The organism is Microvirga sp. 3-52 (assembly GCF_018383585.1).
Classification (GTDB): domain Bacteria; phylum Pseudomonadota; class Alphaproteobacteria; order Rhizobiales; family Beijerinckiaceae; genus Microvirga.
The window spans coordinates 1-24,888 of the sequence record NZ_JAHAMK010000023.1; the positions used below are offsets into that span (position 1 = coordinate 1).

Genomic DNA, 24,888 nt, shown 5'->3' on the forward strand with positions numbered 1-24,888 from the left:
GCCGCCGTGCGGCGGGATATCTGGCGTGAAACGGGTTTCCTCACGTCCCAACATCGGAACAAAACACCAAAACCCTCGCGGGCACTTCAGCAATGCCTGGTCTACGCACTCTGCCGAGCAGCCTGATTGGCCAAAGTCGAGCTTAGGACAAGCTCGCTGGCTCGGGTTGGCAGCGTCAGCCCCCCGTCGGCCGCCCCGCAATCACCGTAAGCATCTTTCCGTCACTGAAGATGCGTTCGGCAGCCATGCGAATGTCGGCCTGTGTCACGGCCCCGACCAGGCCGTTGCGGCGGGCGATGTAATCGATGCCGAGACCCTCGAAGGCGATCTGCGCCAGGGTATGGGCGATCTTGGTCGAGGTATCGAAGCCGAGCGCATAGGAGCCGATGAGGTAATCCTTCGCCTTCTGCAGCTCCTCGTCGGACGGGCCTTCGCTCGTCAGTTTCGCCATCTCGTCGGCGATGACGTCGAGGGCCTCGACCACGCGCTCGTTCTTGGTGGCGGTGTAGCCCCAGGTCATGCTCGCCGAGCGGTAGCTCACGAGGGAGGTGCCGACGCTGTAGGCGAGGCCGCGCTTCTCGCGCACCTCCTGGAACAGGCGCGAGGTGAACGCGCCGCCGCCCAGGATGTGGTTGAGCACATAGGCCGGGATGAATCCCGGATCGCGCCAAGCAATGCCGTTCATGCCGAAGCGGATGACCGATTGCGGCACGTCGAGATCGACCACGATGCGCGACCCCAGCTTCTGCAGGGACGCGGGCTCGATGATGCTGAGCGCCTTGGCTTCGGCCAGGGTGCCGAACACCTTGTCGAGCAGAGCGGAGAGATTGTCGCCACTGATGGCGCCAACGACAGCGACCTTCACGCGCCCGCGGGCGATGATCGCCTTGTGCATGGCCACGAGATCGTCCCGCGTGATCGCCGCGACGCTCTCGGGCGTGCCGGAAGTCGGACGACCATAGGGGTGGCCGGCAAAGCCCTCCTCGAAGAACCGGCGCGTCGCCATGACGCCGGGATCGTTCTGCTGGTACTTGAGTCCCGCGATGGTCTGGGCGCGGACGCGCTCGATGGAATCCTGATCGAAGCGCGGCTCGGCGAGCGCGAGGCGCAGCAGCTCGAAGGCTTCATCCGCATGCTTGACCAGCGTCTTCAGGGAGCCGCCGAGCGCATCGTTGCCGGCGTTGAAGGACAACTCGATGGCACGTGCCGCCAGCCGTTCCTGGAACGCATCGGAATCGTATTCACCCGCACCTTCGTCGAGCAGACGCGCGAGCATCTGCGCCACGCCGGGCTTGTCCGCAGGATCGTGTGCCGAGCCGCCCTCGAAAATGAAGGAAACGGCAATCAGCGGCACTACGTCGGATTCGACGTGCCACGCCTCGACACCGCTGGCTGAGGTCAGGGCCTTCACCGTGGTCGGAGACGAGGACATGGTTTCGACAGACGCTGTCATGGTTACCTCGGTTCTTGTGCAGGCGGTCAGGAAGCCGACTTCTGCAGATAACCCGTCACGGAACGGCGGGGGGTGAGATAGCGCTCGGCCGCAGAGGCTAGATCGTCCTTCAGAACGGTCTCGATCTCGACCGGCCAGCGACGCACCTCCTCGATGGTCTCGCCGATGGCGAGCGCCGAGCCGTAGATGCGGGCGAGCGAGGATTGGCTGTCGGTGGAATAGATCGTCTCCGCCACAAGGCGCGTCTTGGCGCGCTCGATGGAATCCGCATCCAGCGCCTCGGCGGGAATTGTCCTGAGCACCTGATCGACGGCCTCTTCCAGCGCCTGCAGCGACACACCTTCAGCCGGCACCGCATAGACGCAGAAACGCGTGTCCTCCATGGCGGAGGACATGTACCAGGCGCCGGCATTCACCGCGATGCCGCGCTCCATCACGAGCTTGCGGTAGAGATAAGATGTCGGGCCGCCGCCGATCACTTCGGCGAGAAGCTCGAGCGAATAGCAGTCGCGCTGCGATGCCGTGCGGCAGGAGGGCACGAGATAAAGCCGCTGCATGGTCGGCTGCTCGACCTTGGGATCGGCTACGGTGAGGTGACGCGCGGCCACGGGCTCCGGCTCGCGCGGACGCAACCGCACTGGACGCTTGCCCTGCGGTGCGACGCGGCCATAGGTGGCATCGGCCAGCCGGCGCACCTCGTCCTCGCCCACATCGCCTGCAACGACCAGGATGCCGTTCTCGGGCGTGTAGAAGCGGCGATAGTAGTCGAGCGCATGGTCGCGGTTGAGCGTCTCGATCTCGTGCATCCAGCCGATGATCGGAATGCCGTAGGGATGGTGCACGAAGAGCGAAGCCGCCATCGCTTCCGAGAGCTGGGCCGAAGGGTCGGTCTCGACGCGCATGCGGCGCTCTTCCAGCACCACGTCGCGCTCAGGCGCGATGACGGATTCCTCCAGAAGGAGGTTCGTCATGCGATCCGCCTCGAACTCCATCATGGTCTTGAGGTTCTCGCGGGCGACGCGCTGGAAGTAGGCCGTGTAATCGAACGAGGTGAACGCATTCTCCTGTCCGCCGAGACCGGACACCACCTTCGAGAACTCGCCGGCCGGATGCTTCTCGGTGCCCTTGAACATCAGGTGCTCGAGGAAGTGCGCAATACCGGATTGTCCAAGCGGATCATCCGCCGAGCCGTTGCGATACCAGATCATATGCGTGACGACGGGAACGCGGCGATCCGGAATGACCACGACATCGAGGCCGTTATCAAGCGTGAAGGAAGACAGGTTCGGACCACTGCCTTCCGTCCGCCCGAAAGAGGCGGCGTCGGCGCGAAGAAGGGGCTTTGAGGCAGTGTCCATGATGTTTCAACCTTGGCGACATCAAATCATTTCGCAGGATGGTTCCTACGGGATAGTCAAATCGAGAGGCTATGCAAGCGAAGCCGCTGATCTTTCCTGTGCGGCACTCTTTGTCTGGAGTCGCTGGGACAGACTTGGCTTTTCACGGATCCCATAACGTTTTCAGGCGAAGCGGGTGAACCCGTTCGCCTGAAGAAAGAAGGGAGAGACAATGCTTACTGCCTGCTCTGCTGCTGGCGGAGATAGGCCGAAGGGCTGTCGGGATCGCCCGACACGATCGGATCGGCAGAGGCCTTGAGCTTGCCGCCGCCTTGGGCCTTGAGCAGTGTGCCCGGAGGATCGCTCAGGTAGCGGCGGTCGAGGCCGTCGCCCTGCAGCTGCGGCTTGTCGTCTTTCGCGAAGGCGCGCAGCTCGTCGGGGCTCATGCGGGCGATATCGGTCTGCCGGCCGACGGGCCCCTGCGGGCCGGTCGAGACGTTGTTAGGATTGCGCCCGGCCCGCATCTCGTCGATGGAGAGAGGCTTGCCCTCGCTGTGCTTGTAAAGCTCGGAGCTGGTATAGGGTGTGCGAGCCTCGGCCGCAGCCTTCCGGCGAGCGGCCACGTCCGGATCTTTGGGCCAGTTGCCGTTGCGCGCTTCGGCACCGCCGGCGGCCGGATGGGGCAGGTCCATCTTGGGCGGCAGCACGAGCGGGGCACGCTCGTTGTAGGTGATGGGCGCCTTTTCCTTGGGAATGATGCCGATGGCGCCGAGAATGCTTTTCACGGCCTCGCCCTCCTCGGCCGAAGCGCCGGTGGCGACGATCAGAAGCGCCAAGGCCCCCGCCCGGCCGATGTTTTTCATTCCCTTCATGGCACCCACCATCAGTTTCTCATTGTGGCCGGAAGGCCTGATCGCTCATTCTGGCGAACATATGGCAGACGACGACATAAAATATCATTATTTCGCCCGCCGCCCCTCCAGGACGAAGGAGTCATAAAGCAAACCGACCACCCCCGCAACGATGGCGGCATCCGCCACGTTGAACACGTACCAGGACCATGAACCGATATGGATCTGGATGAAATCGAACACGGCCCCGTAGGCGAGCCGGTCGATGACGTTGCCGATCGCTCCGCCCACGATCAGGCCCAGGGAAACGGCGAGCAGCTTGGCCGTGGTACGGCGGATCCAGAAGGACAGGCCGATGGCGGCCAGGATGGAAATGATGATCAGCCCCCAGCGGCCGATCTCCGAGTTCTGCTGGAACAGGCCGTAGGAGATGCCCCGGTTCCAGACCACGATCAGGTTGATGAAGGGAGCGAACTCGACCGGCTCCTTCACCGGCAGGTCGTAGACGAACAGGCTGTAGAGCTTGGTGGCCTGATCGAGGATGAGGGTGATCAGGGCTGCCGAGAAGCCGAGGAACGCGGCAACGGACAGGCCCTTCCGGGACGCGCGGCCCCTGCCCCGCCCCTTCGAAGAACGGGGCCTGCTCGCCGCGCGCGGACGCGGCGAACCGGGTTGAGATGCCATTCCGCCCTCGGTGAGCGGGATGCCGGGATCCTCGGACTTGCTCATTCCGCCGCAGCCTTCAGCTGATCCCACTCGCGCAAAGCCGCCGCATCGCGGGGCGTCACGTCCGGGTAATCGGGATCGGCGCCGACATCGGGCGTGACCTTCCAGGAGCGGGCGCACTTGTGTCCCTGAGCGAGCGCCGGCACGACGGCGACACCCTTCACGTCCTCGAGACGGAAGGCCTCGGACGGCCCCTCGCCCTGCGCCACCCGGATACCGGACGTGATGCAGATCTCGGCAAGGTCGAGACCCTGGACGGCCTTGAACAGGCTCTCGTCGGCGATGTGAACGACGGGTGCCGCCTCGAGGCTCGCACCGATGCGCTTCTGCGCACGCTCGATCTCCAGCGCGCCGGTGACTGCGCGGCGCACGCGACGGATCTTCGCCCAGCGCTCGGCCAGCGCATCGTCGCGCCATTCCGCCGGCACGTGCGGGAAGGTTTCGAGGTGCACCGACTCGGCCTGCGGATAGCGCGCGAGCCAGGCCTCCTCCGCCGTGAACGCCAGGATCGGCGCGATCCAGGTCGCCACGCAGCGGAAGGTCTGGTCGATCACGGTCAGCGCGCTCCTGCGAACGGTGCTCGAGATCGGATCGCAATAGAGCGCGTCCTTGCGGATGTCGAAATAGAACGCCGACAGATCCGTGGTCATGAACGAGTTGAGGAGCGCGATCACCCGCTTGTAGTCGAAGGTGCTGTAGGCCTCGCGCATCTCGCCATCGAGCTCTGCGAGGCGATGCAGCACAAAGCGCTCGAGCTCCGGCATCTCGCCCACCGCAACCCTGTCGGCCTCGCGGAAATGCGCGAGCGAACCCAGCATCCACCGGACCGTGTTGCGCAGCTTGCGATAGGTCTCGACGAAGGTCTTCAGGATCTCTGGGCCGATGCGCAGATCGTCCGAGTAGTCGGATGCCGCCACCCAAAGGCGCAGGATGTCGGCGCCGGAATCCTGGATCACCTTCTGCGGCGCGACCACGTTGCCGAGGGACTTCGACATCTTCTGGCCCTTCTCGTCGAGGACGAAGCCGTGGGTCAGAACGATGTCGTAGGGCGCGCGGCCGCGCGTGCCGCAGCTCTCGAGCAGCGACGAGTGGAACCAGCCGCGATGCTGGTCGGAGCCTTCCAGGTACATGACCTGATCGGGTCCGCCGTCCACCTTGCGCGTCACCTTCAGGTCCTCGCGCTTTTCGAGCGCGAAGGCGTGCGTGCAGCCGGAATCGAACCACACGTCGAGGATGTCGTTGATCTTGTCGAAGTCGGCGAGGTCGTAGCCGCCCGCCTTCAGGAAACGCGAACCGTCATCCGCGTACCATGCATCGGCGCCCTCTTTCTCGAAGGCTTCCGCGATGGCGTTGTTGACGCGTTCGTCCTTGAGGATCTCGTTGGTGCCCTTCTTCACGAACACGGCGATCGGCACGCCCCAGGCGCGCTGACGCGAGACCACCCAGTCGGGCCGGTTCTCGATCATGCCGTTGATGCGGTTCTCGCCCGTCTCGGGCACCCACTCGACGGTCTTGATGCCATGGAGCGCGCGCTGACGCAGGGTGTCGCCCTTGTCGTCGAGCGGCTTGTCCATGGAGATGAACCATTGCGGCGTGTTGCGGAAGATCAGCGGACCCTTCGAGCGCCACGAATGCGGGTACTGGTGCTTGAGACGCCCGCGCGCGATGAGCGCACCGACTTCGACGAGCTTCCTGATCACCGCTTCGTTGGCGCCCGCATCCTTGCCCTTGTCGTCATAGATGCGTTCGCCCGCGAAGAACGGCACGTCGGGGAAGTAGGACGAGTCCGGCGAGACCGTGTGCGGCACTTCCCTGGTGCCGCAGGCGGCGAACACGTCGCGGTGCTTCACATACGTGTTGTAGTCGTCCGCGCCGTGGCCGGGAGCCGTGTGCACGAAGCCCGTGCCCGCATCGTCGGTCACATAATCGGCCGGCAGGACCGGCACGCCGAAATCCCAATAGCCGTGCGCGCCCTCGAGCCCGCGGAACGGATGCGCGCAGCGCTCGAGCATCACCGGCAGCACGTCCTTCACGCGCTCGTATTCGGCAACGCGCGCCGCCGCGAACACGTCGGCGGCAAGCTTGTCGGCGATCACGAGACGGTCGCCCACCTTAGCCCAATTGTCCTCGGCCGCTTCCGTGACCTCGTAGAGGCCGTAGGCGATGTTTTCGCCATAGGCGATGGCGCGGTTGGCCGGGATGGTCCACGGCGTCGTCGTCCAGATGACCACGGACGCATTGTCGAGATCGCCGTCCAGCGTGTTGGTGATCTTGAACTTCACCCAGATCGTGGTCGAGGTCTTCTCGTGGTACTCGACCTCGGCCTCGGCGAGCGCGGTCTTCTCGACGGAGGACCACATGACCGGCTTGGAGCCGCGATAGAGCTGGTCGCTCACCGCGAACTTCATGATCTCGCGGGCGATCTGCGCTTCCGCGTCGTAGCTCATGGTCTGGTACGGGTTCGTCCAGTCGCCCTCGACGCCGAGGCGCTTGAACTCCTCGCGCTGTACGTCGATCCATTTCTCGGCGAACGCCCGGCACTCGCGGCGGAACTCGACGATGTCCACATCGTCCTTGTTCTTGCCCTTGGAACGATACTCCTCCTCGATCTTCCACTCGATCGGCAGGCCGTGGCAGTCCCAGCCGGGGACGTAGTTGGAATCGAAGCCCAGCATGCCCTGCGAGCGGACCACCATGTCCTTCAGGATCTTGTTGAGCGCATGGCCGATATGGATGTTCCCGTTCGCATAGGGAGGACCGTCGTGGAGCACGAAGCGCGGACGGCCCTTCTGGACCTCGCGCAGACGCTCGTAGAGCCTGTTCTCGTTCCAGCGCTGCAGGAGCTGCGGCTCGCGCTGCGGCAGGCCAGCCCGCATGGGGAACTCGGTCTGGGGCAGGAACAGGGTCTCGGAATAGTCTCGGGCGGCGCTTTCAGGCTTATCGGTCATAATGGTCAATCGGTCTTGTGTGGCCCGTGAATCAGGCGGGCGCATCGGGCTTCTGTCAGGGTCGAACGGCTAGGATCCCGGACCTTCGCAGGTCATGCGAAAGCCGGGCCGATAATTCGCGCAGCGCCTATGCGGGCCGCCGGCTGAGCCTGAGAAACCATGGACATGACGAGCCTTTTAGCAGCGCCGGGCCGGATAATAAAGCGTGGTGATTGCCGGGCCGACTCCCTATTTAAGGGCAGGAACCAACCTTATAGTCTCCCGAGCGATGCGACGGGCAGGAGGATTTGACCCATGGCAGACTCAACCACCACAGCCGGACAGCGCTCCCGTGCGGGCTTCGACCTGACAGCCCCAAATCCGGAGGAATTCCGCAGGCTCGTCGCCAATCTCGACGACGAGGAGCGCCGGGTTCTTCTGGAGCACGGAACGGAACGGCCGTTCTGCGGCATCTTCAACGAGGCCAAGGAGAAAGGCACCTATTGCTGCCGCCTCTGCGGGCTGCCCCTGTTCAATGCAGGCACGAAGTTCGAATCCGGCACCGGCTGGCCGAGCTTCTTCGACCCGATCGACCGCGAGCACGTCGCCTTCGTGCGCGACACTAGCTACGGCATGGTCCGCACCGAGATCCGCTGCGCCCGCTGCGAGGGCCATCTCGGCCACGTGTTCAACGACGGCCCGCCTCCCACGGGCGAGCGCTACTGCATGAACTCGGTCTCCTTGCGCTTCGTGGCCGAAGGCGATCCGCTGCCGGACGAGCTGGGCCGGGGGGCGCCGGAGGGCGAAGCGGTGGGCTGACGGCCCGTGGCGGCCGGCCTGCATGAGACGGGCGGCAGGGCTGAGGCGGACTTCTACGCCCGCCTGCCCGTCTTCGGTCATTTCTCCCAGTTGACCGATCCCGGGCTCTACATGCCGGTGCCGGACGATTGGGTGCTCGGCCTCAGCGACATCGTGCGCTCGACCTCCGCCATCGGGGCCGGGCGCTACAAGGAGGTCAACACGGCGGCCGCCTCCGTCATCGCGGCTGTCTCCAACAAGCTCGGTACGAGCGCGTTTCCCTTCGTGTTCGGCGGGGACGGGGCGAGCTTCGCCCTGCCCGCCTCGCAAGCCGATCTGGCGCGGGAAACGCTTGCGGCCGTCGCGGCCTGGGTGCGCGATTCGTTCGATTTCGAACTGCGCATCGCCGTCGTTCCCGTGTCCGAGATCCGCGCCAGAGGCCACGATGTGCGGATCGCCCGTTTCGCGGCCTCTCCCGACGTCTCCTACGCCATGTTCTCCGGCGGCGGCCTCGCCTATGCGGAACAGCGGATGAAGGACGGCGCCTTCACCATTCCTCCCGCACGACCCGGCACCCTGCCCGACCTGACCGGGCTGACCTGCCGCTTCGACGAGATCATGCCCCAGCGCGGCGTCATTCTCTCCCTGATCCTTCTTCCCGATCCCATGGCGAGCACGGACGCCTTCAACGCTCTCGTCGGGCAGGTTCTCTCCCTGGTCGACGGCCAGGAGGCCGGGCGCCCTCTCCCTGAGAACGGACCTGCCCTGACCACGCCCTTCAAGGGTTTCGGCATCGAGGCGAAAACCGTCACAAGGGACGGGGCGGGCCTCGTCACCCTGGGAAAGCTGGCGGGACTTCGCCTGATCTCCTTCGCGATCCTCCGGTTCGGACTGACGGTCGGCCGGTTCGATCCGGCCCGCTATCGGCGCCAGCTCGTCGAGAACACGGACTTCCGCAAATTCGACGACGGCCTGCGCATGACGCTCGACTGCACCCCTGCCCTCGCCGACCGGTTGGAAGCCCTGCTCATGGAGGCGCAGCAGAAGGGGACCGCCCATTACGGCCTGCACCGGCAGGAGGCAGCCCTCATGACCTGTTTCGTGCCCTCGGCCACCCGCAGCGATCACATCCATTTCGTCGACGGCGCCATGGGCGGCTACGCCATGGCCGCGCGGGCGCTGAAGCCGGCAGCATAGGGTTGCATGGCACTCCCGGAGCTGAGGCGCCCATTCCAAGCTTGGATGCAGAACGGCATGTCATTTACGTCATGGCCGGCGCAAGGCCGGCCATGACGTGGGGGCTTCGGGGCCGATCCCGGATGAATGTCAGCCCGCAGCACGAAGCTGAAGGATCACCCGATCATCGACACCGCGTCGTCCTCGGCCAGCATTCGCCTCGCCTCGACGGAATCCCGGTCCATCCGGGCGATCAGCGCCTCGATGCCGTCGAACCGTTCCTCGCCGCGGATCCAGCCGATGAATTCCACATCGAGAATCTGTCCGTAGAGATCGCCGGTGAAATCGAACAGATGCACCTCGAGCAGAGGCGCGCCGTTGTCGAAGGTAGGGCGGCGGCCGAAGCTGGCCACGCCGTCGATCGGCTGGCCCGCCACCGAGGCCCTGACCGCGTAGATCCCGTGCCGGAGGCGGCAATCGTCGGGAAGGCGCATATTGGCCGTGGGGTAGCCGAGCTCCCGGCCGCGCTTGTCGCCGTGGCGCACCTCGGCCTCGACGAACCAGCGATAGCCGAGGAGCCAGTTGGCGGTGGCGATGTCGCCCGCCTCCAGAGCGGCGCGAATGGCGCTCGAGGAAACGGGCTCCGTTCCTTCGATGATGGCCGGCGCGATCAGGCATTCGAGCCCCCGCGCGCGACACAGCTCGGCCATGCGTGCCGGATTGCCCTCACGTCCGCGACCGAAATGAAAATCGTGGCCGATCACCACCCCCGAGAGCTGCAGCTCCTGCGCCAGCAGATCCACGAAGCCCACCGCCGTCAGCGCCGCGAGGCTTCCGCTGAACCGTCTCTGGAATACGCCATCGAGGCCGAGACGCGCGAAGATCTTGAGCTTCACGGCCTCGGGCGTCAGACGGAACAGCGGCCTGTCGGGCTGGAAGAAGGTACGCGGATGCGGCTCGAAGGTGACGACCGCCGCCGGTTTTCCGGAGGTCAGGACCATCTTCAGGAGATGCTGGTGCCCCCGATGCACGCCGTCGAAATTGCCGATGGCCGCCATGGCTCCCTTGAGGCTCCCGGGCACGGGCTCGCCATCGCGGCAGATCGCGAACGTAGGGGGCATCAGCGGAGGAACCTCGGAAGTCATCGGGCGGATATCGGTGCGGGCGCGACCCTGTCGAAAAGCGGCTCTCGGGTCAAGGGAGGGAGCACTGGGGATCCGACCGGAGTTTATTCTCGGACGTTTGTAACATCCTCTTACGTCATGGCCGGGCTTGACCCGGCCATCCCGATGCTGACAGGCGCCGCGCTCTTCCGATCGGGATCACCGGCACAAGGCCGGTGATGACAAGCTCGTTTCCGGCCGTGTCCTACCAGCACAGCACTTCCGTAAAAGCTGTGGGCCGGGCAGGCTGACGGTCCACCCAGTCCTGCACGTGATCCGATACCAGGCCCCCGTTGTGCAGGCCGAGTTCTTCCGCGTGGATGCCGCGGGCGACCATCAGCGAGTCGATGCCGAAACCCACGGCGCCCGCGATGTCGGTGCGGATCGCATCGCCGACGGCGAGCACCCTCGCCTTCGGAATGGTCCGGCCGCTCAACGCGGCCGCGACGTCGAGAGCCCTGTCGTAAACGGGGCCATGGGGCTTTCCGGCATAGAAGACCTTGCCGCCCATCTCCTCGTAGGCGAGCGCAATCGTGCCCGCGCAGGGCAGGATCAGGTTGCCGCGTTCGACGATGAGATCGGGATTGGCGCAGACCATCAGCAGGCCGCGCCGGAGCATGGCCTCGAGCGGGGCCCGGTAATCCTCGACCGTCTCCTCCTCGTCGTTGTCGAATCCCGAGCAGACCACGTAATCGGCCTCGTCGATGGAGCCGAAGCGGACGTCGAGGCCGTCGTAGATCGGCATGTCGCGGGGCGGCCCGATATGATGGACGATCCTGTCGATGCGCTCCTCGATGGCCAGCCGCGTCAGGTCGCCGGAGGTAACGATGGCGTCATAGGCCGTGTGGGGTACGCCGAACCCGTCGAGCTGGGTCCCGACCGATGCGCCGGGACGCGGCGCGTTGGAGACGAGGACGACCCGTCCGCCTTTGGCGCGAAAGCGCGTGAGCGCATCGCTTGCCGCCTCATAGGCCTTCACGCCGTTATGCAGCACGCCCCAGACATCACAGAGGACGAGGTCGTAGCGATCGGCGAGAGGCTTCAGGCCCTCGACGTGAACAGGGCGGAACAAGGCGGTCATGGGGTCTCACTGGCGCATCGGGCGGAAAGTCGGCCCGGTTTTCCGCGCCAAACGATGCGCAAGTCAAGATGATGAGCATCGGATTGTTCCTCAAAGGTGCGTCCCGCTTTGAGGAACAATCCGACGCTCGATTGGTGAAACCGGGCGGGCTCCTGCGCGCTCCACGTCAACCGGCGCGGCGCAGGAGGGTCGGCGCATCCTCCAGGCCGAGGGGCTGCGGAGCCGTCTGCTCACCGGCAACCTCCGGCTTGACCGGGCGAGGTCCCGCGAAAGCGAAGCCCTGCGCCAGCGGCACGCCGAGATCGCAGAGCACAGGCACCATTTCATCGTCCTCCACCCGCTCGGCAATGAGCCGGATGCCCTGGCGGCGCAGGGACGGGGCGAAATCGCGCACGTCGAGCTCCGGCCCGGCATAGCGGCCATCCGCCTGCTCGGCCGCCTCGATCATGAGATCGGCCGGCAGTTTCATGAACCGGATGCCGAGATCCGCCAGCGCCTCGGGATCGAACCGGAGATCGACGGCGCGATCGAGGGAGAACGGCACGCCGCGTTCGCGCAACACGGCGAGCGCCGCCCTGAGATCCGCGTCGAGGTGGCGCCAGCTGTGCTGGGGCATTTCCAGGACGATCTTGCCCAGAAGGTCCGGGCTGGTGTCGAGCACCCCGGCCAGCGACCATAGAAAGCCGGACTCGGCGATGGAATGGGCGGTGAGATTGACGCCCACGATGGCCTCGCTGCCGCGGGCGACGAGATGGCGGGCGATGGCCATGGAGCGGATCAGGACCCGCCGGTCGAAATCCGACGCGCGGCCGGAAGCTTCGAGGAGAGGGAGGAATTCAACCGGACCCAACAGCGTTCCGTCCGTCAGGCGCAACCGGGCCAGCGCCTCGTAGAAGCGGATCTTGCCGTGCGGCAGCGAAACCACGGGCTGCAGGTGCATCTCGATCCGGTCGGCCTCGAAGGCCTGGGCCACGAGTCTCATGCGGCTGAACTCCTCGGCAGAGGGCCTGCGCATGGACGGCAGCAGGGCCGGCTCGGGGAAGCGCGCGGCCTGCACCTGCGCCGGCGGCACGGGGCTCATCGCCACGCTGGCTTCCTGCACGCCGGCGGTCATCGCCAGCTCGCGCAGAACGGCCCCCGGGCTGCCTGCGGGCATCGGCCGGCGCAGAACCAGCGGAGCATTCGAAACCCGCTCTTCCTGCTCAAGGCCCGCAAGCTGCATGGCCAGCCCCTGCCGCTCCGTTTCGGCCTGCCACCACAGGACGACGAAACCGAAGAAGACGGCCAGGATCAGGAAACCGAAAACCGGCAGGACGTGACTCGCCTCCATCGGCGCATAGGCCGAAGCGGCAGCTGTCAGAACGGCCGGCGTGAAGGCGAGCATCGCCGCCTTCCTGTCCCTCAGGACTGATCTATTTTTCTTGTTCGTCACCATGGGTGCCCCCGCTCCCCTGGCTCGGCAGATTTGCGCGAATCAGTTGTTAACCGACAATGAATCAGGGCGATTCGCCGGGCAAGTTTCGTATTCCCGCAATGGACATTTTTACGCAGCGCCGCGTTGCCCGCCCATGGTGTCGGCGGACGGACCGATGCAACGGAAAGGACCTTTCAGATGGAGGAACCCCGCAAGGATCTGCTGATGCAAGTCGATGGCATGAGCTGCCAGGGTTGCGTCACGTCAGTCACCAAGGCGATCCAGCGTCTCGATCCCAGCGCCAGGGTCGAGGTCGATCTCGAGCATGGCCGCGTGCATGTCGTGACCACGGCGCAGAGCGTCGAGGTGGCGAGCGCCCTGGACGCCGCCGGCTATGAAGCGCACGCCATGACGGGCTGAGACGAGGGTTGCGCCCGGCTCATGGCTTTGCCGAAAGTTCTTTTTGCTGCACTTGGAAACGGGGCGCATCGTGCGAACCCGGAGGTCGCGTCAGCGACCCGCAGGGCCACGCCACTGAAAAGTGATCCCGGTTTGCCGCACCGAACGATGAGATACTCAAGGGATTGAGCATCCCATCGGACCCAAAAGTGGTTTCCACTTTTGGGTCCGATGCTTTAGGTTTCCGTCCGCCAGCCACTTTCGGGGACCATGATGACCGCACAGACCTCCAGAGCCGCCAACGACCTCATTGCACCCAACGACCTGGATGCCTGGTGGCTGCCGTTCACGGCCAACCGTTCCTTCAAGCAGCGCCCCCGGATGATCGCCCGCGCCAAGGGCATGTACTACTACACCCCGGATGGCCGGGAGGTGATCGACGGCGCTGCCGGCCTCTGGTGCTGCAATGCCGGCCATAACCGGGACGAGATCACGGCCGCCATCCAGGCCCAGGCGCAGGAACTCGACTATTCGCCGGCCTTCCAGTTCGGCCATGCGGGCGGCTTCGCCCTCGCCTCACGCCTGGCCCAGCTCGCGCCCGGCGACCTGAACCACGTCTTCTTCTGCAACTCGGGCTCCGAGGCGGTGGATACGGCGCTCAAGGTCGCTCTCGCCTATTGGAACGTAAAGGGTCAGGGCAGCAGGACGCGCCTCATCGGCCGCGAGCGCGGCTATCACGGTGTCGGCTTCGGCGGCATCTCCGTGGGCGGCATCGTCAAGAACCGCCAGTTCTTCGGCTCCCTGCTGGCGGGCGTCGATCACCTGCCCCACACCTATAACCGGGCCGAGCAGGCCTTCTCCCGCGGCGAGCCGGAATGGGGCACGCACCTCGCCGACGAGCTGGAGCGCATCGTGGCGCTCCACGACGCCTCGACCATCGCGGCCGTGATCGTCGAGCCGATGGCGGGCTCCACGGGCGTGCTGCCGCCGCCGAAAGGCTATCTCAAGCGCCTGCGCGAGATCTGCGACAAGCACGGCATCCTGCTCATCTTCGACGAGGTGATCTCGGGCTTCGGCCGCCTCGGCACGGCGTTTGCCGCCGAGCGCTACGGCGTCGTGCCCGACATGATCACCTTCGCCAAGGGCGTGAATTCCGGCACCGTGCCCATGGGCGGCGTGCTGGTGCGCGAGGGCCTCTACGAAGCCTTCATGAACGGCCCCGAGCACATGATCGAGCTGTTCCACGGCTATACCTATTCCGGCCACCCGCTCGCCTGCGCGGCGGCGCTCGCCACCCAGGACATCTACCGCGACGAGAAGCTGTTCGAGCGGGCCAAAGCCCTGGAGCCGGTCTGGGCCGACGCGATTCATTCGCTGAAGGACCTGCCGAACGTGCTCGACATACGCACCATCGGGATCGTGGGCGCCATCGACCTCGCCTCGCGCCCCGACGGCGTGGGCAAGCGCGCCTACGAGGCCATGGACCGGGCCTTCGCCGACTTCGGCCTGATGATGCGCGTCACCGGCGACACCATCGCCCTCTCCCCGCCGCTCATCATCACCGAGGAGCAGATCGGCGAGATCGTCGAGAAGCTCACCAAGGTGATCAGGGCGGTGGCGTAGCGACCCCTTGTCGTTCCCGGTCGGATATCGACCGGGACGGGGATCCGCCGCATCGGGACGGGATCCGGCCCCGGGCTACGGGTGCTCGTTCCCTGTGCGTGCTCACGGCATGGCACGGTCCTGGGTCACATCCTCCCCCGTCATGGCCGGGCTTGTCCCGGCCATCCCGATGCGGTGAGGCGCGGCGCTTCTCTTTATCGGGATCACCAGGTCAAGCCCGGTGATGACGAAGGAGGGTGCGAGAGCTGAGAATGCCAGAGCCGGACGGCGCCAGCCGATCGGGATCGTGAAAACCAGCCCGGCACCGTCGTCCCGGTGAAAGCCGGGGTCCCAGCAGCGACGGTGCTACCGTCGGGACTGTCGGCGGTTCTGGATTCCCGCCTGCGCGCAATGACAGAGGAGGTCCAGGCACCGGACTCGCACCCGATCCCGGTTCTTCGCTGCGCTTCGTCCGGGATGGCGGGCGGTGTTGCGGACATCGCAACTTCTCTTGCCCCTCCCCGCCGCAGGGAGTAGGACCGCAGCACGTTTTTCCAATCCAACGGCTGCTGTAAAAACCCATGTCCAAGGCCGACAAGATCAAGGCCCGCGCCCCGCGCGGCTTTGCCGACCGTATTCCCGCCGACCTCGCCGCTACAGAGCGCATGCTCGCGGCGATCCGCGACTCCTATGAGCTTTACGGCTTCGAGGGCGTCGAGACGCCCTTCGTCGAGTACACCGACTCGCTGGGCAAGTTCCTGCCCGACCAGGACCGTCCCAACGAGGGCGTGTTCTCGTTCCAGGACGACGACGAGCAGTGGCTGTCCCTGCGCTATGACCTGACCGCGCCGCTCGCCCGTTACGTGGCCGAGAACTTCGATGCCCTGCCGAAGCCCTATCGCAGCTACCGGGTCGGCTGGGTGTTCCGCAACGAAAAGCCGGGTCCGGGCCGCTTCCGCCAGTTCATGCAGTTCGACGCCGATACGGTCGGTGCAGCCTCCGTCGCGGCGGATGCGGAAATCTGCATGATGGCCGCCGACACGATGGAGAGGCTCGGCCTCAAGCGCGGCGACTTCATCATCAAGATCAACAACCGCAAGGTTCTCGACGGCGTGCTGGAGGCCATCGGCCTCGGCGGCGAGGACAGGGCCGATCAGCGCCTGACGGTTCTTCGTGCCATCGACAAGCTCGATCGCCTCGGTCCCGAGGGCGTAAGCCAGCTCCTCGGCGCGGGCCGCAAGGACGAGAGCGGCGATTTCACCAAGGGCGCAGGCCTCGAGCCCGATGCTATCGCGCGCGTGCTCGCCTTCACGGACGCCAAGGGCGGGAACAATGCGGCAACGGTCGAGAATCTGCGCACGGTGGTCGGCTCCTCCGCCCGCGGCGTTGAGGGCGTGAACGAGCTTGCGGAGATCGCAGCGCTCGTGGCCTCCTCCGGTTACGACGATCGCGTCACCATCGATCCCTCCGTTGTCCGAGGCCTCGAATATTACACCGGCCCCGTCTACGAGGCCGAGCTGACCTTCCAGGTCCAGGACGAGGACGGGCGCCCGGTCCGCTTCGGCTCGGTGGGCGGCGGCGGACGCTATGACGGCCTCGTGGGCCGCTTCCGCTCCGAGCCGGTTCCGGCCACCGGCTTCTCCATCGGCGTGTCGCGTCTTCTCTCGGCCCTGCAGATGGTCAAAAGCCCCATCGTCGCCGGGGCCGAGAAGCCCGGTCCGGTGGTCGTGCTCGTCATGGACAAAGACCAGATCGCCGCCTACCAGCGCATGGTTTTCACCCTGCGCCAGGCCGGCATCCGCGCCGAGCTCTATCTCGGCTCGTCGGGCATGAAGGCGCAGATGAAATATGCCGACCGGCGCCAGAGCCCCTGCGTCGTGATCCAGGGATCCAACGAGCGCGAGCGCGGCGAGGTCGAGATCAAGGACCTGATCGAAGGCGCCAAGGCGGCCCAGGCCATCGCGTCCAACGAGGAGTGGAAGGCTGCGCGTCCGGCGCAGTTTTCCGTTTCTGAAGCGGATCTCGTCAAGGCGGTGCGCGAGGTCCTGGGCCGCCACTTCGGATAAGCTTGGCCTTTCGGGAACCCCTATGGTTTCATAGGGGTTATCTCCCAAGCTTGACCATCAGGAGATGAATATGCCGAAGGATAAGGACAAGAAGAGCACTGCAAAATCGAAGAAGGGTTCGGGCAAGGGCTCCGGGACGAAGCTGGCGAAATCGGCGAAGAAGTCCGGCCTCATGGACCTGATCAACACGGACCTCGGCCGTGAGATCCTCGCGGATGCCCTGATCGCCGCCGCCGGCGCCGCCGCTGCCGCCCTGACCAAGACCCGCACGGCCAAGAAGGCCGGCGCCGCCGTGGCCAATACGGGCGCACAGGGTGCCGACCTGACCCAGACGGCCGCGGGCGCGGTGGCCGGCGTCGTGACGGAAGCCGCCCGTCACTTCCTGCCCCCCAGCCTCCTGGGCGAAGGGGAGGCCGAGGGCGGCGCCAAGTCGGAGCCCAAGAAGGTCAAGTACGTCCAACGCTCCAGCGACCACACCAAGCGGAAGACGACCAGGGCCAAGAGCGCGAAGAGCGAAACGGCCGAGAAGCCCTGAGTTTCTCATTGCCACGCCGTCATTCGGGGGCGCGCCTCTGGCGCGAACCCGGGACCCATAATCGCTGCCGGCATACAGATTGACGTAGCGGTTACTCTACCGATCTTCCTCCAATCAGATGCTCATGCGTTCCCGGTTCTGCTTCGCAGCCCCGGAACCACGCACTTTCCCGCGCCCATTCACCCTTCCCGTCAAAAACAATCGCCTTCCTGGCCGGGCATTGCTAGAGAGCATGCCAACACAAGGATTGGGCAGGGCCAGTGACGGAGACGGATGCCATTGTTGCGCTGATTGCGCTGTTCGAGCGTGAGGGCTTTGCGCGGATCGAGCCGCCGGTGCTTCAGCCGGCGGACGTTTTCATCGACCTCTCGGGCGAGGATATCCGGCGCCGCATGTTCGTGACGCAGGACGCCTCGGGGGCGGAGCTGTGCCTCAGGCCCGAATACACGATTCCCGTCTGCCTCCAGCACCTCTCCCGACATGGCGCCCAGCCCTCCGGCTATTCCTATGGCGGACCCGTCTTCCGGATGCGCGCAGGCGAGAACGGCGAGTTCCTGCAGGCAGGCCTCGAATCCATCGGCCGGACGGATGTCTCGGCCGTCGACGCGGAGATCCTCGCCGTCGCCCTGGACGGCCTCAAGCAGATCGGCGGCCCCGCCCCCATCGTGAAGCTGGGCGACATGGGCCTTCTCCATGCCCTGATCGATGCCCTGGGGATCGCGCCCGCCGCCAAGCGGCGCGTGATCCGGGCCATCGTGTCGGGACAGGGTCTCGCGAGTCTTGCCGAGCCCGATGGGCCGGGTGCCCAAGAGCATGCCGGCCTGCTCGCCGCCATCGAGGGCCAAGCCCCTCAGGCCGCCAAGGCCTTCGTGGAGGACATTCTTTCGATTGCCGGCATTGCGCGCGTCGGGGGACGCAGCGCAGGCGAGATCGCCGAGCGCTTCCTAGCCCGCGCCGCGAACCGCACCGGCCTGCCCGATGAAGCGCGGCAGGTGCTGGAGCGCTATCTCATCATCGCGGGCGACCCGGACCAGGCGGCTCATGCAGTCAGGATCCTCGCCAAGGATGCGGGGCTCGACCTAAACGGGGCACTCGCCACCTTCGAGGAGCGCACCGGCTTCATGGCAGCGCGCGGGCTCGATGTGGGCGCCTTCTCCTTTGCCGCCACCTTCGCCCGCAACCTCGACTACTACACGGGCTTCATCTTCGAGGTGCAGGACCCGCGCCGCAGCGACGGCAAGCCCATCGTGGGCGGCGGACGCTATGACCACCTGCTCGAGCATCTCGGCGCCGAGGCTCCGATCCCGGCGGTCGGCTGCTCCTTCTGGCTCGACCGCATCGTGGGGAGGCCCTGATGACCGATTCCCCTCTCATTCTGGCCGTTCCTTCCAAGGGGCGCCTGCAGGAGAACGCAGCTGCGTTCTTCGCCCGTGCCGGCCTTGTCTTCACCCAGTCCCGCGGCGCGCGCGACTATCGCGGTACGCTCGCCGGCGTACCCGACGTGGAGGTCGCCTTCCTCTCGGCCTCCGAGATCGTGAGCCAGCTCGCCAGCGGCACGGCCCATCTCGGCATCACCGGCGAGGATCTGATCCGCGAGCAGATCGCGGATGCGGACGAGGCGGTGGAGATGCTGACCCCGCTCGGCTTCGGCCATGCCAATGTGGTCGTCGCCGTGCCGCAGGCCTGGATCGACGTGCGCACCATGGCCGATCTCGACGAGGTGGCGGCCGACCTTCGCGCCCGTCACGGCACCAAGATGCGGGTCGCGACCAAATACGTGAACCTCACCCGCCGGTTCTTTGCCGAGAAGAGCGTGGCGGATTACCGGATCGTCGAGAGCCTGGGCGCCACCGAAGGCGCGCCGGGGGCGGGCTCGGCGGAGCTCATCGTCGACATCACCACGACGGGCGCGACGCTTGCGGCCAATGCGCTGAAGATCCTCGACGACGGCGTGATGCTGCGTTCCGAGGCCAACCTCGTAGCCTCCGCCCGCGCGCCCTGGTCAGACAGGGCACGCAATGCCGCGACCGCCGTGCTGACGCGCATCGCCGCCGAGGAAGAGGCACGCACCAGCCGCGAGGTGCGGGCGGCGCTCGATCCGGCCCGGGCCTCTGCGCTCGTGGCGCTGGCGAAGGACCATGGCGCAACTCTCCCCTACGGCAATGCCCTCGGCCGAGAGGTCGTGCTTCATTGCCGCGCGGCAACGGTGTTCGAGATCGTGGCGGCCCTGCAGGGCATCGGTGCGCAGGACATCACGGTCCGCGCCTTCGACTATCTGTTCCGGCCGTCGAACGCGCTCACCGAGCGGCTCCTGCGACGGATCGGCTGACATGATCCTGCCGTCTCTTTCACGAAGACTTCAGATTTCGTGCGTTCCATTACGTGAGACACAAGACAACATCACCTTGGGCGTTGCCTCAATGCTCAAGGCCCCTTATGGTCCCTGCGTTTTTTCGATGAAGAGGTTCCGATGAACGCCCTTCGACTTGCGACATTTCTGGCGGCCCTCGCCATCGTCTCCGTGGCTCACGCCCAGACGGCCGCGACGCTCGGCCGGCCGGTCGGCCCGACCCGCCAGGTGGACAACAAGGTCCCGCAACCGGGTGAGGGAGGCAAGATCTTCCCGCTCAACTCCTCCTGGGTGGCCGTCAGCCTGAACGGCAAGCCTTTCAGCGGCGACCGCCCGAGCTTCAAGCTCGACGATCAGCTCCGCGCCACGGGCTTCAGCGGGTGCAACACCTATGCGACGGCAGCCTATCCCCTGCGCGAGCAAGGCTTGGCCGTCGGCCCCTTCGCCCTGACGAAGAAGAGCTGCGACAAGACCACCATGGCCATCGAACAGGCTTTTCTCGTGGCGCTCCGCTCCTCGGGCAAGTGGGACATCCAGGGCCGCAACCTGATCATCCAGACACAGAACGGCGGCCGGCTGATCCTGGAGCGCTCGCTCTGACTTTTCCTGCTGAGTTTGAATGAAAAGGCCGGCGTGACGCCGGCCTTTCCGTTTTCTCTCGATGTCGCTCCCGCCCAGCACGTCGCGGAGGGGAAGGAAATCAATAGCCGCAGCTCTTATGAGCAGAGACTCTTCCTTCGCTACGTTTGCCGGGAATGACACCCTCATCGTCATGGCCGGGCTTGTTCCGGCCATGACGATTGGAAAGGCGTTGCGCCCTACAGAAGTGGGATCACCGGCACAAGGCCGGTGATGACGTCGCAGGGAGTGTTGAACTACTCCGCAGGCTCGGCCTGGCGCAGGTCGACGGGGGTCGAGAGGCCGCTTTCGGTCTTCTTCATGTCGATGCGCCGATCGTGATACGCGGCAAGCGTCGAGCGGTGACCGATGGAGACGACCGTCGTGTTCGGCAGCTTCTCCCTGATGATGCGGTAGATGTCCTGTTCCGTGGGCTCGTCGAGGGCAGCCGTCGCCTCGTCCAGGAACAGCCAGTCGGGCTTGGCGAGGAGCGCGCGGGCGACGGCCAAGCGCTGCTGTTCGCCGAGCGACAGGGTCTGTCCCCAGTTTCGCTCCTCGTCGAGCCTGTCCGCGATCTGCGGTAGCTTGGCAGTGCGCAGGGCTTCCGCCATCTCGGCAGCCGTGTAGGCATCGATCTTGCCCGGATAGGTCACGGCGTCGCGCAGGGTTCCGATGGGAATATAGGGGCGCTGCGGAAGGAGCATCATGCTTTGCCCCTCCGGCACCTGGATCTGTCCCTGGCCAAAGGGCCAGATGCCGGCAATGGCGCGGAAGAGGGTCGATTTGCCCGAGCCGGATGGACCGGTCATCAGGGTGCGCTCGCCCGGACGGAAGGCAAGCTCGTCCGTGTGCAGCAGGGCGCTGCCGTCGGGGAGCCGCACGTCCAGATCCTCCAGGCGCAGCTCCCGACCGGCCTTCTCCGTGATCACGAGCTTGCTCTCGCCACCGACGCGCTGCGCCGATGCAATGGCGCCCTCGAACGTGGTGAGACGGTCGAGCACGGCCTTATAGTCGGCAAGCGTCGTATAGATGGTGATGAAATAGGTAAGAGCCGACTCCACCCGCGAGAACGCGCCGACCACCTGCTGCATCTGGCCCAGAGAGATCTTGCCGATGAAGTAGTAGGGCGCCGTCAGGATGTAAGGCACCACCACGTTGGCCTGGAAGTAGGCAGAGGTGAAGGTGTTGAGCTTGATGAGGCGGAACACGATCCGCATGTAGTTGTCGACGATCTGACCGAACCGCCGCCCGAGGCCTTCCCGCTCCGCCGACTCGCCCGAAAGTAGCGCGACCTGCTCCGTGTATTCGCGCAGGCGCGCCAGAGAGAAGCGGTAGTTCGCCTCCACCCGCTCCTGCTCGAAGTTCAGGGCGATCAGCGGTCGGCCGATGAGGTGCGTCACCCACGTGCCGAGAATGGCGTATGCCGCGCAGACCCACACTAGCAGGCCGGGGATCTCGACACTCGTTCCCGGAAACGTGAACCCGGCCGAGATGGTCCAGAGGATGGCCACGAAGGAGACCAGGGTGGCGGCCTGATTCATCAGGCCGACGGACAGGGAATAGGTACTCTCGACGAACTTGCGCAGGTCTTCCGAGATGCGCTGGTCCGGGTTGTCCGCGCCCCGGCCGATGATCTGCATCCGATAATGCGTCCCGTCGCCGAGCCACTCGCGCACGTAATAGGTGTTGAGAAAGGCGCGCCAGCGGATGGTAAGCACGTTCTGCAGCAGCACCTCGGTCAGTGCGATGGCGACGAACACGCCCGCCAGAGGCGTGAAGATGACGAAGAGCTGATACCAGAAGGCCGCGGCATCCTTGGCCTCGAGCGCATTGAACATGTCGCGCGAAAAGAAGCTGAGGCGAACGTTGAGCGCGACCTGAGCGAGGTTGATCGCGATGAGGATCCCGATCATCCAGGTGCCGATGGTGCCCTCGCGAGCCCGCACGAGCCCGATGAAGGGGATGCGGATGACGCTGTCGGCCTGGGAGTCGAGATAGCGATCGGTGATGCGGCAGATGGTGCGGACGACCGGGACATATGACAGGCCGTAGATGATGGCCCCGAAGGCCGTGGCACCAAGCGCAGCGGTGGGCGGCGGAACATATCCGGTGTAGTCGCCCGTGATCGCCCCTGCGACGGCACCGAGGATGAGCGCGACGAGCACGAGATGGGTCGCCGACAGCATCACGACGAAGATGCGCAGGAACTTGGGGATGTCCCTTGCGACGAACACGATCCCGGCGAGGGCCAGGGTCGAGAGGGGCAGGTAGAACGGAACCGCAGCCGCCCCGGACAGGGATGCTGCCAGTACGCCCAGACCCACGAGTGCCAGCGCGATGCTCGCCTTGATCATACACATCTCCTGCCGAGATCCCGTTCTCGGCTCCATAGAAACCTGGAGAAGCCGGATCAATCGTGCTTGTGGCGAAAGAAAGGAGGAACCACCTTCCCGGACAAGCGATAGCAGCCTTGTGAGAAGAGCAACAGACCGTTGGAGGGCACTCACGTTCGGCAAAACAGATTGTCCTGTTTAAAGAACGAAAAGGTTGACTTAGAGAACGGGATGTTTCATGTGTCACATCGACATCCCCAACGTCACTCGAAAAAGGCGACCTCATGAACGCCCCTCTTGGATATCTCGCCGGCCAGACAGCCCAGCGCCTGATCCCGGCGGAGCCCATCGTGCGCCTGGAAAAGGTGTCGAAGACCTTCCCCGGCCGCGACGGCCAGCCCGTGACGGCGCTGCAGGAAATCAACCTCGCCGTGCCCCAGGGCTCCATCCTCGGCGTGATCGGTCGTTCCGGCGCCGGCAAATCGACCCTGATCCGTCTTGTGAACGGGCTCGAAAAGCCCACCTCCGGCAAGGTCATCGTGGACGGCGCCGATATCGCGGCCCTTCCGGAGGCCGCCCTCCGCCATGCCCGGCGCTCCATCGGCATGATCTTCCAGCACTTCAACCTGCTTTCCTCGCGCACGGCGGCTCAGAACATCGCCCTGCCGCTGGAGGTCGCAGGCTACGACAAGGCCGAGATCAAGACCCGCGTCGAGGAGCTCCTCGCCCTCGTCGGCCTCACGGACAAGCGCAATCGCTATCCGTCCGAGCTCTCCGGCGGCCAGAAGCAGCGCGTCGGCATCGCCCGAGCGCTCGCCACCAAGCCCAAGGTTCTCCTGTCCGACGAAGCGACGTCGGCCCTCGACCCGGAAACCACCCGGTCGATCCTCGACCTGCTCGGCCGCATCAACGACGAGCTCGGCCTGACCATCCTGCTCATCACTCACGAAATGGCGGTGATCCGTAACATCGCCCGCGAGGTTGCTGTGATCGAGGGCGGCCGGATCGTCGAGCAGGGCGACGTCTTCGAGGTCTTCACCCGCCCGCAGCACGAAGTGACCCGCTCCTTCCTGGCCGACGAATCGGGCCGTGCGCTGCCGCCCTATGTGCAGGGCAGGCTTCGGCCCGAGGCGGCTCCCGGCAGCCAGGCGGTCATCCGGATCGGATTCCGCGGTCCGCATGCAACGGATCCGGTCCTCGCGCGCCTTGCCCGCGATCTCAACATCGAGACCAACATCCTGTCGGGCTCGGTGGACGAAATCGCAGGCCGTCCCTTCGGCACCCTCGTCGTGGGTGTCCCGGAGCAGTCCCTCGCCACAACACTCGATTTCCTGAACAAGCACGGTCTCGACACGGAGGTCCTCGGCCATGTCGCCTGAGATGATCAACCTTATCGCCAGTTCCACCGGCGAAACCCTCTACATGGTCGCGGTTGCAGCGCTGATCGCCACCGCGTTCGGCCTGCCGCTCGGCGTGTTCCTCGCCACATCCGGCAAGGGCGAGCTTTTCGCCGCGCCTTGGGTCAATCGGGTGCTCGGCGTCATCGTCAACGCCACGCGCTCGACGCCGTTCATCATTCTCGTCGTGGCGATCATTCCCTTCACGCGTCTGATCGCCGGCACCTCCATCGGCACCAATGCCGCCATCGTGCCGCTGACGATCGCCGCTACACCCTTCATCGCACGTCTCATCGAGGGCGCGATCCGCGAGGTCGACCAGGGACTGATCGAGGCCGCGCGCGCCTTCGGCGCGAGCCCGCTGCAGATCGTCGGCAAGGTGCTGATCCCCGAGGCCCTGCCCGGCATCGTGCTCGGCCTCACGCTCGCGGTCGTGTCGCTCCTCGGCTTCTCGGCCATGGTGGGCGCCGTCGGCGGCGGCGGCCTCGGCGATCTCGGCATCCGCTACGGCTACCAGCGCTTCATGCCCGAAATGATGCTCGCCGTCGTGGTCGTGCTCATCGTCCTCGTTCAGGCCGTGCAGAGCATCGGCGATCGCCTCGCGCGCAACCTCAACAAGCGCATCCGTCACGCCTGACCTTCGAGAAAACATCGTACAAGGA

General features: G+C 65.5%; 20 protein-coding genes. 11 read left to right on the forward strand and 9 right to left on the reverse strand.

The annotated features are described in order from the left end of the window. Positions 1–175 precede the first annotated feature (175 nt). The 5 genes from KHP60_RS16860 to ileS form a co-directional block, all read right to left on the reverse strand. Positions 176–1,453, reverse strand: a complete 1,278-nt coding sequence (locus KHP60_RS16860; protein ID WP_213565493.1) for a pitrilysin family protein — start codon at positions 1,451–1,453, stop codon at positions 176–178. 26 nt (positions 1,454–1,479) lie between these two features. Continuing rightward, positions 1,480–2,811, reverse strand: coding sequence for a pitrilysin family protein (locus KHP60_RS16865; protein WP_213565494.1), 1,332 nt, complete (start codon positions 2,809–2,811; stop codon positions 1,480–1,482). A 215-nt stretch (positions 2,812–3,026) separates the two neighbouring features. Further along, the gene (locus KHP60_RS16870; RefSeq protein ID WP_213565495.1) at positions 3,027–3,662 is read right to left on the reverse strand and encodes a hypothetical protein; all 636 of its coding nucleotides are present in this window, start codon (positions 3,660–3,662) and stop codon (positions 3,027–3,029) included. Between the two features lie 87 nt (positions 3,663–3,749). Beyond that, positions 3,750–4,232 carry a signal peptidase II gene (lspA, locus tag KHP60_RS16875; protein ID WP_249688874.1) on the reverse strand — a complete coding sequence of 161 codons (483 nt, stop codon included), beginning with the start codon at positions 4,230–4,232 and terminating at the stop codon, positions 3,750–3,752. 134 nt (positions 4,233–4,366) lie between these two features. After that, complete coding sequence (gene ileS, locus KHP60_RS16880; protein WP_213565496.1) at positions 4,367–7,315, reverse strand: isoleucine--tRNA ligase; 2,949 nt, start codon at positions 7,313–7,315, stop codon at positions 4,367–4,369. 294 nt (positions 7,316–7,609) lie between these two features. Between ileS and msrB the strand changes: the two genes are divergently transcribed. Together msrB and KHP60_RS16890 are read left to right on the forward strand one after the other, a co-directional pair. Further along, entirely contained in the window at positions 7,610–8,113 is a 504-nt protein-coding gene (msrB, locus tag KHP60_RS16885; RefSeq protein WP_249688868.1) for a peptide-methionine (R)-S-oxide reductase MsrB, read from the forward strand. Between the two features lie 6 nt (positions 8,114–8,119). Then, on the forward strand, positions 8,120–9,289 hold the full coding sequence (locus tag KHP60_RS16890) for a DUF3095 domain-containing protein (protein WP_213565497.1): 1,170 nt from the start codon (positions 8,120–8,122) through the stop codon (positions 9,287–9,289). Between the two features lie 155 nt (positions 9,290–9,444). On the opposite strand, the gene KHP60_RS16895 is transcribed toward KHP60_RS16890, so the two are convergent. The 3 genes from KHP60_RS16895 to KHP60_RS16905 all read right to left on the reverse strand — a co-directional run bounded on the left by KHP60_RS16895 (position 9,445) and on the right by KHP60_RS16905 (position 12,896). Then, positions 9,445–10,389 (reverse strand): bifunctional riboflavin kinase/FAD synthetase, encoded by a 945-nt coding sequence (locus tag KHP60_RS16895; protein WP_213565498.1) that lies wholly within the window; start codon positions 10,387–10,389, stop codon positions 9,445–9,447. A 247-nt stretch (positions 10,390–10,636) separates the two neighbouring features. Next, entirely contained in the window at positions 10,637–11,512 is an 876-nt protein-coding gene (locus tag KHP60_RS16900) for a TIGR01459 family HAD-type hydrolase (protein ID WP_213565499.1), read from the reverse strand. 166 nt (positions 11,513–11,678) lie between these two features. After that, positions 11,679–12,896: an EAL domain-containing protein gene (locus KHP60_RS16905; protein WP_213565500.1), complete on the reverse strand. Its 1,218-nt coding sequence runs from the start codon at positions 12,894–12,896 to the stop codon at positions 11,679–11,681. 228 nt (positions 12,897–13,124) lie between these two features. Here KHP60_RS16905 and KHP60_RS16910 point away from each other — a divergent pair, with 228 nt between their 5' ends. The 7 genes from KHP60_RS16910 (at position 13,125) to KHP60_RS16940 (ending at position 20,478) form a co-directional block, all read left to right on the forward strand. Continuing rightward, positions 13,125–13,346 carry a heavy-metal-associated domain-containing protein gene (locus tag KHP60_RS16910; protein ID WP_213565501.1) on the forward strand — a complete coding sequence of 74 codons (222 nt, stop codon included), beginning with the start codon at positions 13,125–13,127 and terminating at the stop codon, positions 13,344–13,346. A gap of 252 nt (positions 13,347–13,598) precedes the next feature. After that, entirely contained in the window at positions 13,599–14,948 is a 1,350-nt protein-coding gene (locus KHP60_RS16915; RefSeq protein ID WP_409366292.1) for an aspartate aminotransferase family protein, read from the forward strand. Between the two features lie 560 nt (positions 14,949–15,508). Beyond that, a complete protein-coding gene (gene hisS / locus KHP60_RS16920; RefSeq protein ID WP_213565503.1) occupies positions 15,509–16,993 on the forward strand; it encodes a histidine--tRNA ligase in 1,485 nt (494 codons plus the stop codon). Between the two features lie 70 nt (positions 16,994–17,063). After that, positions 17,064–17,528 carry a hypothetical protein gene (locus tag KHP60_RS16925; RefSeq protein ID WP_213565504.1) on the forward strand — a complete coding sequence of 155 codons (465 nt, stop codon included), beginning with the start codon at positions 17,064–17,066 and terminating at the stop codon, positions 17,526–17,528. 260 nt (positions 17,529–17,788) lie between these two features. Next, positions 17,789–18,883 (forward strand): ATP phosphoribosyltransferase regulatory subunit, encoded by a 1,095-nt coding sequence (locus KHP60_RS16930; RefSeq protein ID WP_213565505.1) that lies wholly within the window; start codon positions 17,789–17,791, stop codon positions 18,881–18,883. Then, a complete protein-coding gene (hisG, locus tag KHP60_RS16935; protein WP_213565506.1) occupies positions 18,883–19,857 on the forward strand; it encodes an ATP phosphoribosyltransferase in 975 nt (324 codons plus the stop codon). The genes KHP60_RS16930 and hisG overlap by 1 nt, the downstream gene beginning before the upstream one ends. A gap of 141 nt (positions 19,858–19,998) precedes the next feature. After that, positions 19,999–20,478 (forward strand): META domain-containing protein, encoded by a 480-nt coding sequence (locus KHP60_RS16940; protein WP_213565507.1) that lies wholly within the window; start codon positions 19,999–20,001, stop codon positions 20,476–20,478. Positions 20,479–20,753: 275 nt separating this feature from the next. On the opposite strand, the gene KHP60_RS16945 is transcribed toward KHP60_RS16940, so the two are convergent. Further along, positions 20,754–22,850: an ABC transporter ATP-binding protein/permease gene (locus KHP60_RS16945; protein WP_213565508.1), complete on the reverse strand. Its 2,097-nt coding sequence runs from the start codon at positions 22,848–22,850 to the stop codon at positions 20,754–20,756. A 263-nt stretch (positions 22,851–23,113) separates the two neighbouring features. Here KHP60_RS16945 and KHP60_RS16950 point away from each other — a divergent pair, with 263 nt between their 5' ends. Then, the gene (locus tag KHP60_RS16950) at positions 23,114–24,208 is read left to right on the forward strand and encodes a methionine ABC transporter ATP-binding protein (RefSeq protein ID WP_249688870.1); all 1,095 of its coding nucleotides are present in this window, start codon (positions 23,114–23,116) and stop codon (positions 24,206–24,208) included. Continuing rightward, positions 24,198–24,863 carry a methionine ABC transporter permease gene (locus tag KHP60_RS16955; RefSeq protein ID WP_213565509.1) on the forward strand — a complete coding sequence of 222 codons (666 nt, stop codon included), beginning with the start codon at positions 24,198–24,200 and terminating at the stop codon, positions 24,861–24,863. The genes KHP60_RS16950 and KHP60_RS16955 overlap by 11 nt, the downstream gene beginning before the upstream one ends. Positions 24,864–24,888: the final 25 nt, after the last annotated feature.

What these genes read in the sequence shown, in the direction of transcription:
- KHP60_RS16860 (WP_213565493.1), bottom strand. Translation starts at nt 1,453, where the DNA reads ATGACAGCGTCTGTCGAAACCATGTCCTCGTCTCCGACCACGGTGAAG.
- KHP60_RS16865 (WP_213565494.1), bottom strand. Translation starts at nt 2,811, where the DNA reads ATGGACACTGCCTCAAAGCCCCTTCTTCGCGCCGACGCCGCCTCTTTC.
- KHP60_RS16870 (WP_213565495.1), bottom strand. Translation starts at nt 3,662, where the DNA reads ATGAAGGGAATGAAAAACATCGGCCGGGCGGGGGCCTTGGCGCTTCTG.
- ileS (WP_213565496.1), bottom strand. Translation starts at nt 7,315, where the DNA reads ATGACCGATAAGCCTGAAAGCGCCGCCCGAGACTATTCCGAGACCCTG.
- msrB (WP_249688868.1), top strand. Translation starts at nt 7,610, where the DNA reads ATGGCAGACTCAACCACCACAGCCGGACAGCGCTCCCGTGCGGGCTTC.
- KHP60_RS16895 (WP_213565498.1), bottom strand. Translation starts at nt 10,389, where the DNA reads ATGCCCCCTACGTTCGCGATCTGCCGCGATGGCGAGCCCGTGCCCGGG.
- KHP60_RS16900 (WP_213565499.1), bottom strand. Translation starts at nt 11,512, where the DNA reads ATGACCGCCTTGTTCCGCCCTGTTCACGTCGAGGGCCTGAAGCCTCTC.
- KHP60_RS16905 (WP_213565500.1), bottom strand. Translation starts at nt 12,896, where the DNA reads ATGCTCGCCTTCACGCCGGCCGTTCTGACAGCTGCCGCTTCGGCCTAT.
- KHP60_RS16910 (WP_213565501.1), top strand. Translation starts at nt 13,125, where the DNA reads ATGGAGGAACCCCGCAAGGATCTGCTGATGCAAGTCGATGGCATGAGC.
- KHP60_RS16915 (WP_409366292.1), top strand. Translation starts at nt 13,599, where the DNA reads ATGACCGCACAGACCTCCAGAGCCGCCAACGACCTCATTGCACCCAAC.
- hisS (WP_213565503.1), top strand. Translation starts at nt 15,509, where the DNA reads ATGTCCAAGGCCGACAAGATCAAGGCCCGCGCCCCGCGCGGCTTTGCC.
- KHP60_RS16925 (WP_213565504.1), top strand. Translation starts at nt 17,064, where the DNA reads ATGCCGAAGGATAAGGACAAGAAGAGCACTGCAAAATCGAAGAAGGGT.
- hisG (WP_213565506.1), top strand. Translation starts at nt 18,883, where the DNA reads ATGACCGATTCCCCTCTCATTCTGGCCGTTCCTTCCAAGGGGCGCCTG.
- KHP60_RS16940 (WP_213565507.1), top strand. Translation starts at nt 19,999, where the DNA reads ATGAACGCCCTTCGACTTGCGACATTTCTGGCGGCCCTCGCCATCGTC.
- KHP60_RS16945 (WP_213565508.1), bottom strand. Translation starts at nt 22,850, where the DNA reads ATGATCAAGGCGAGCATCGCGCTGGCACTCGTGGGTCTGGGCGTACTG.
- KHP60_RS16950 (WP_249688870.1), top strand. Translation starts at nt 23,114, where the DNA reads ATGAACGCCCCTCTTGGATATCTCGCCGGCCAGACAGCCCAGCGCCTG.
- KHP60_RS16955 (WP_213565509.1), top strand. Translation starts at nt 24,198, where the DNA reads ATGTCGCCTGAGATGATCAACCTTATCGCCAGTTCCACCGGCGAAACC.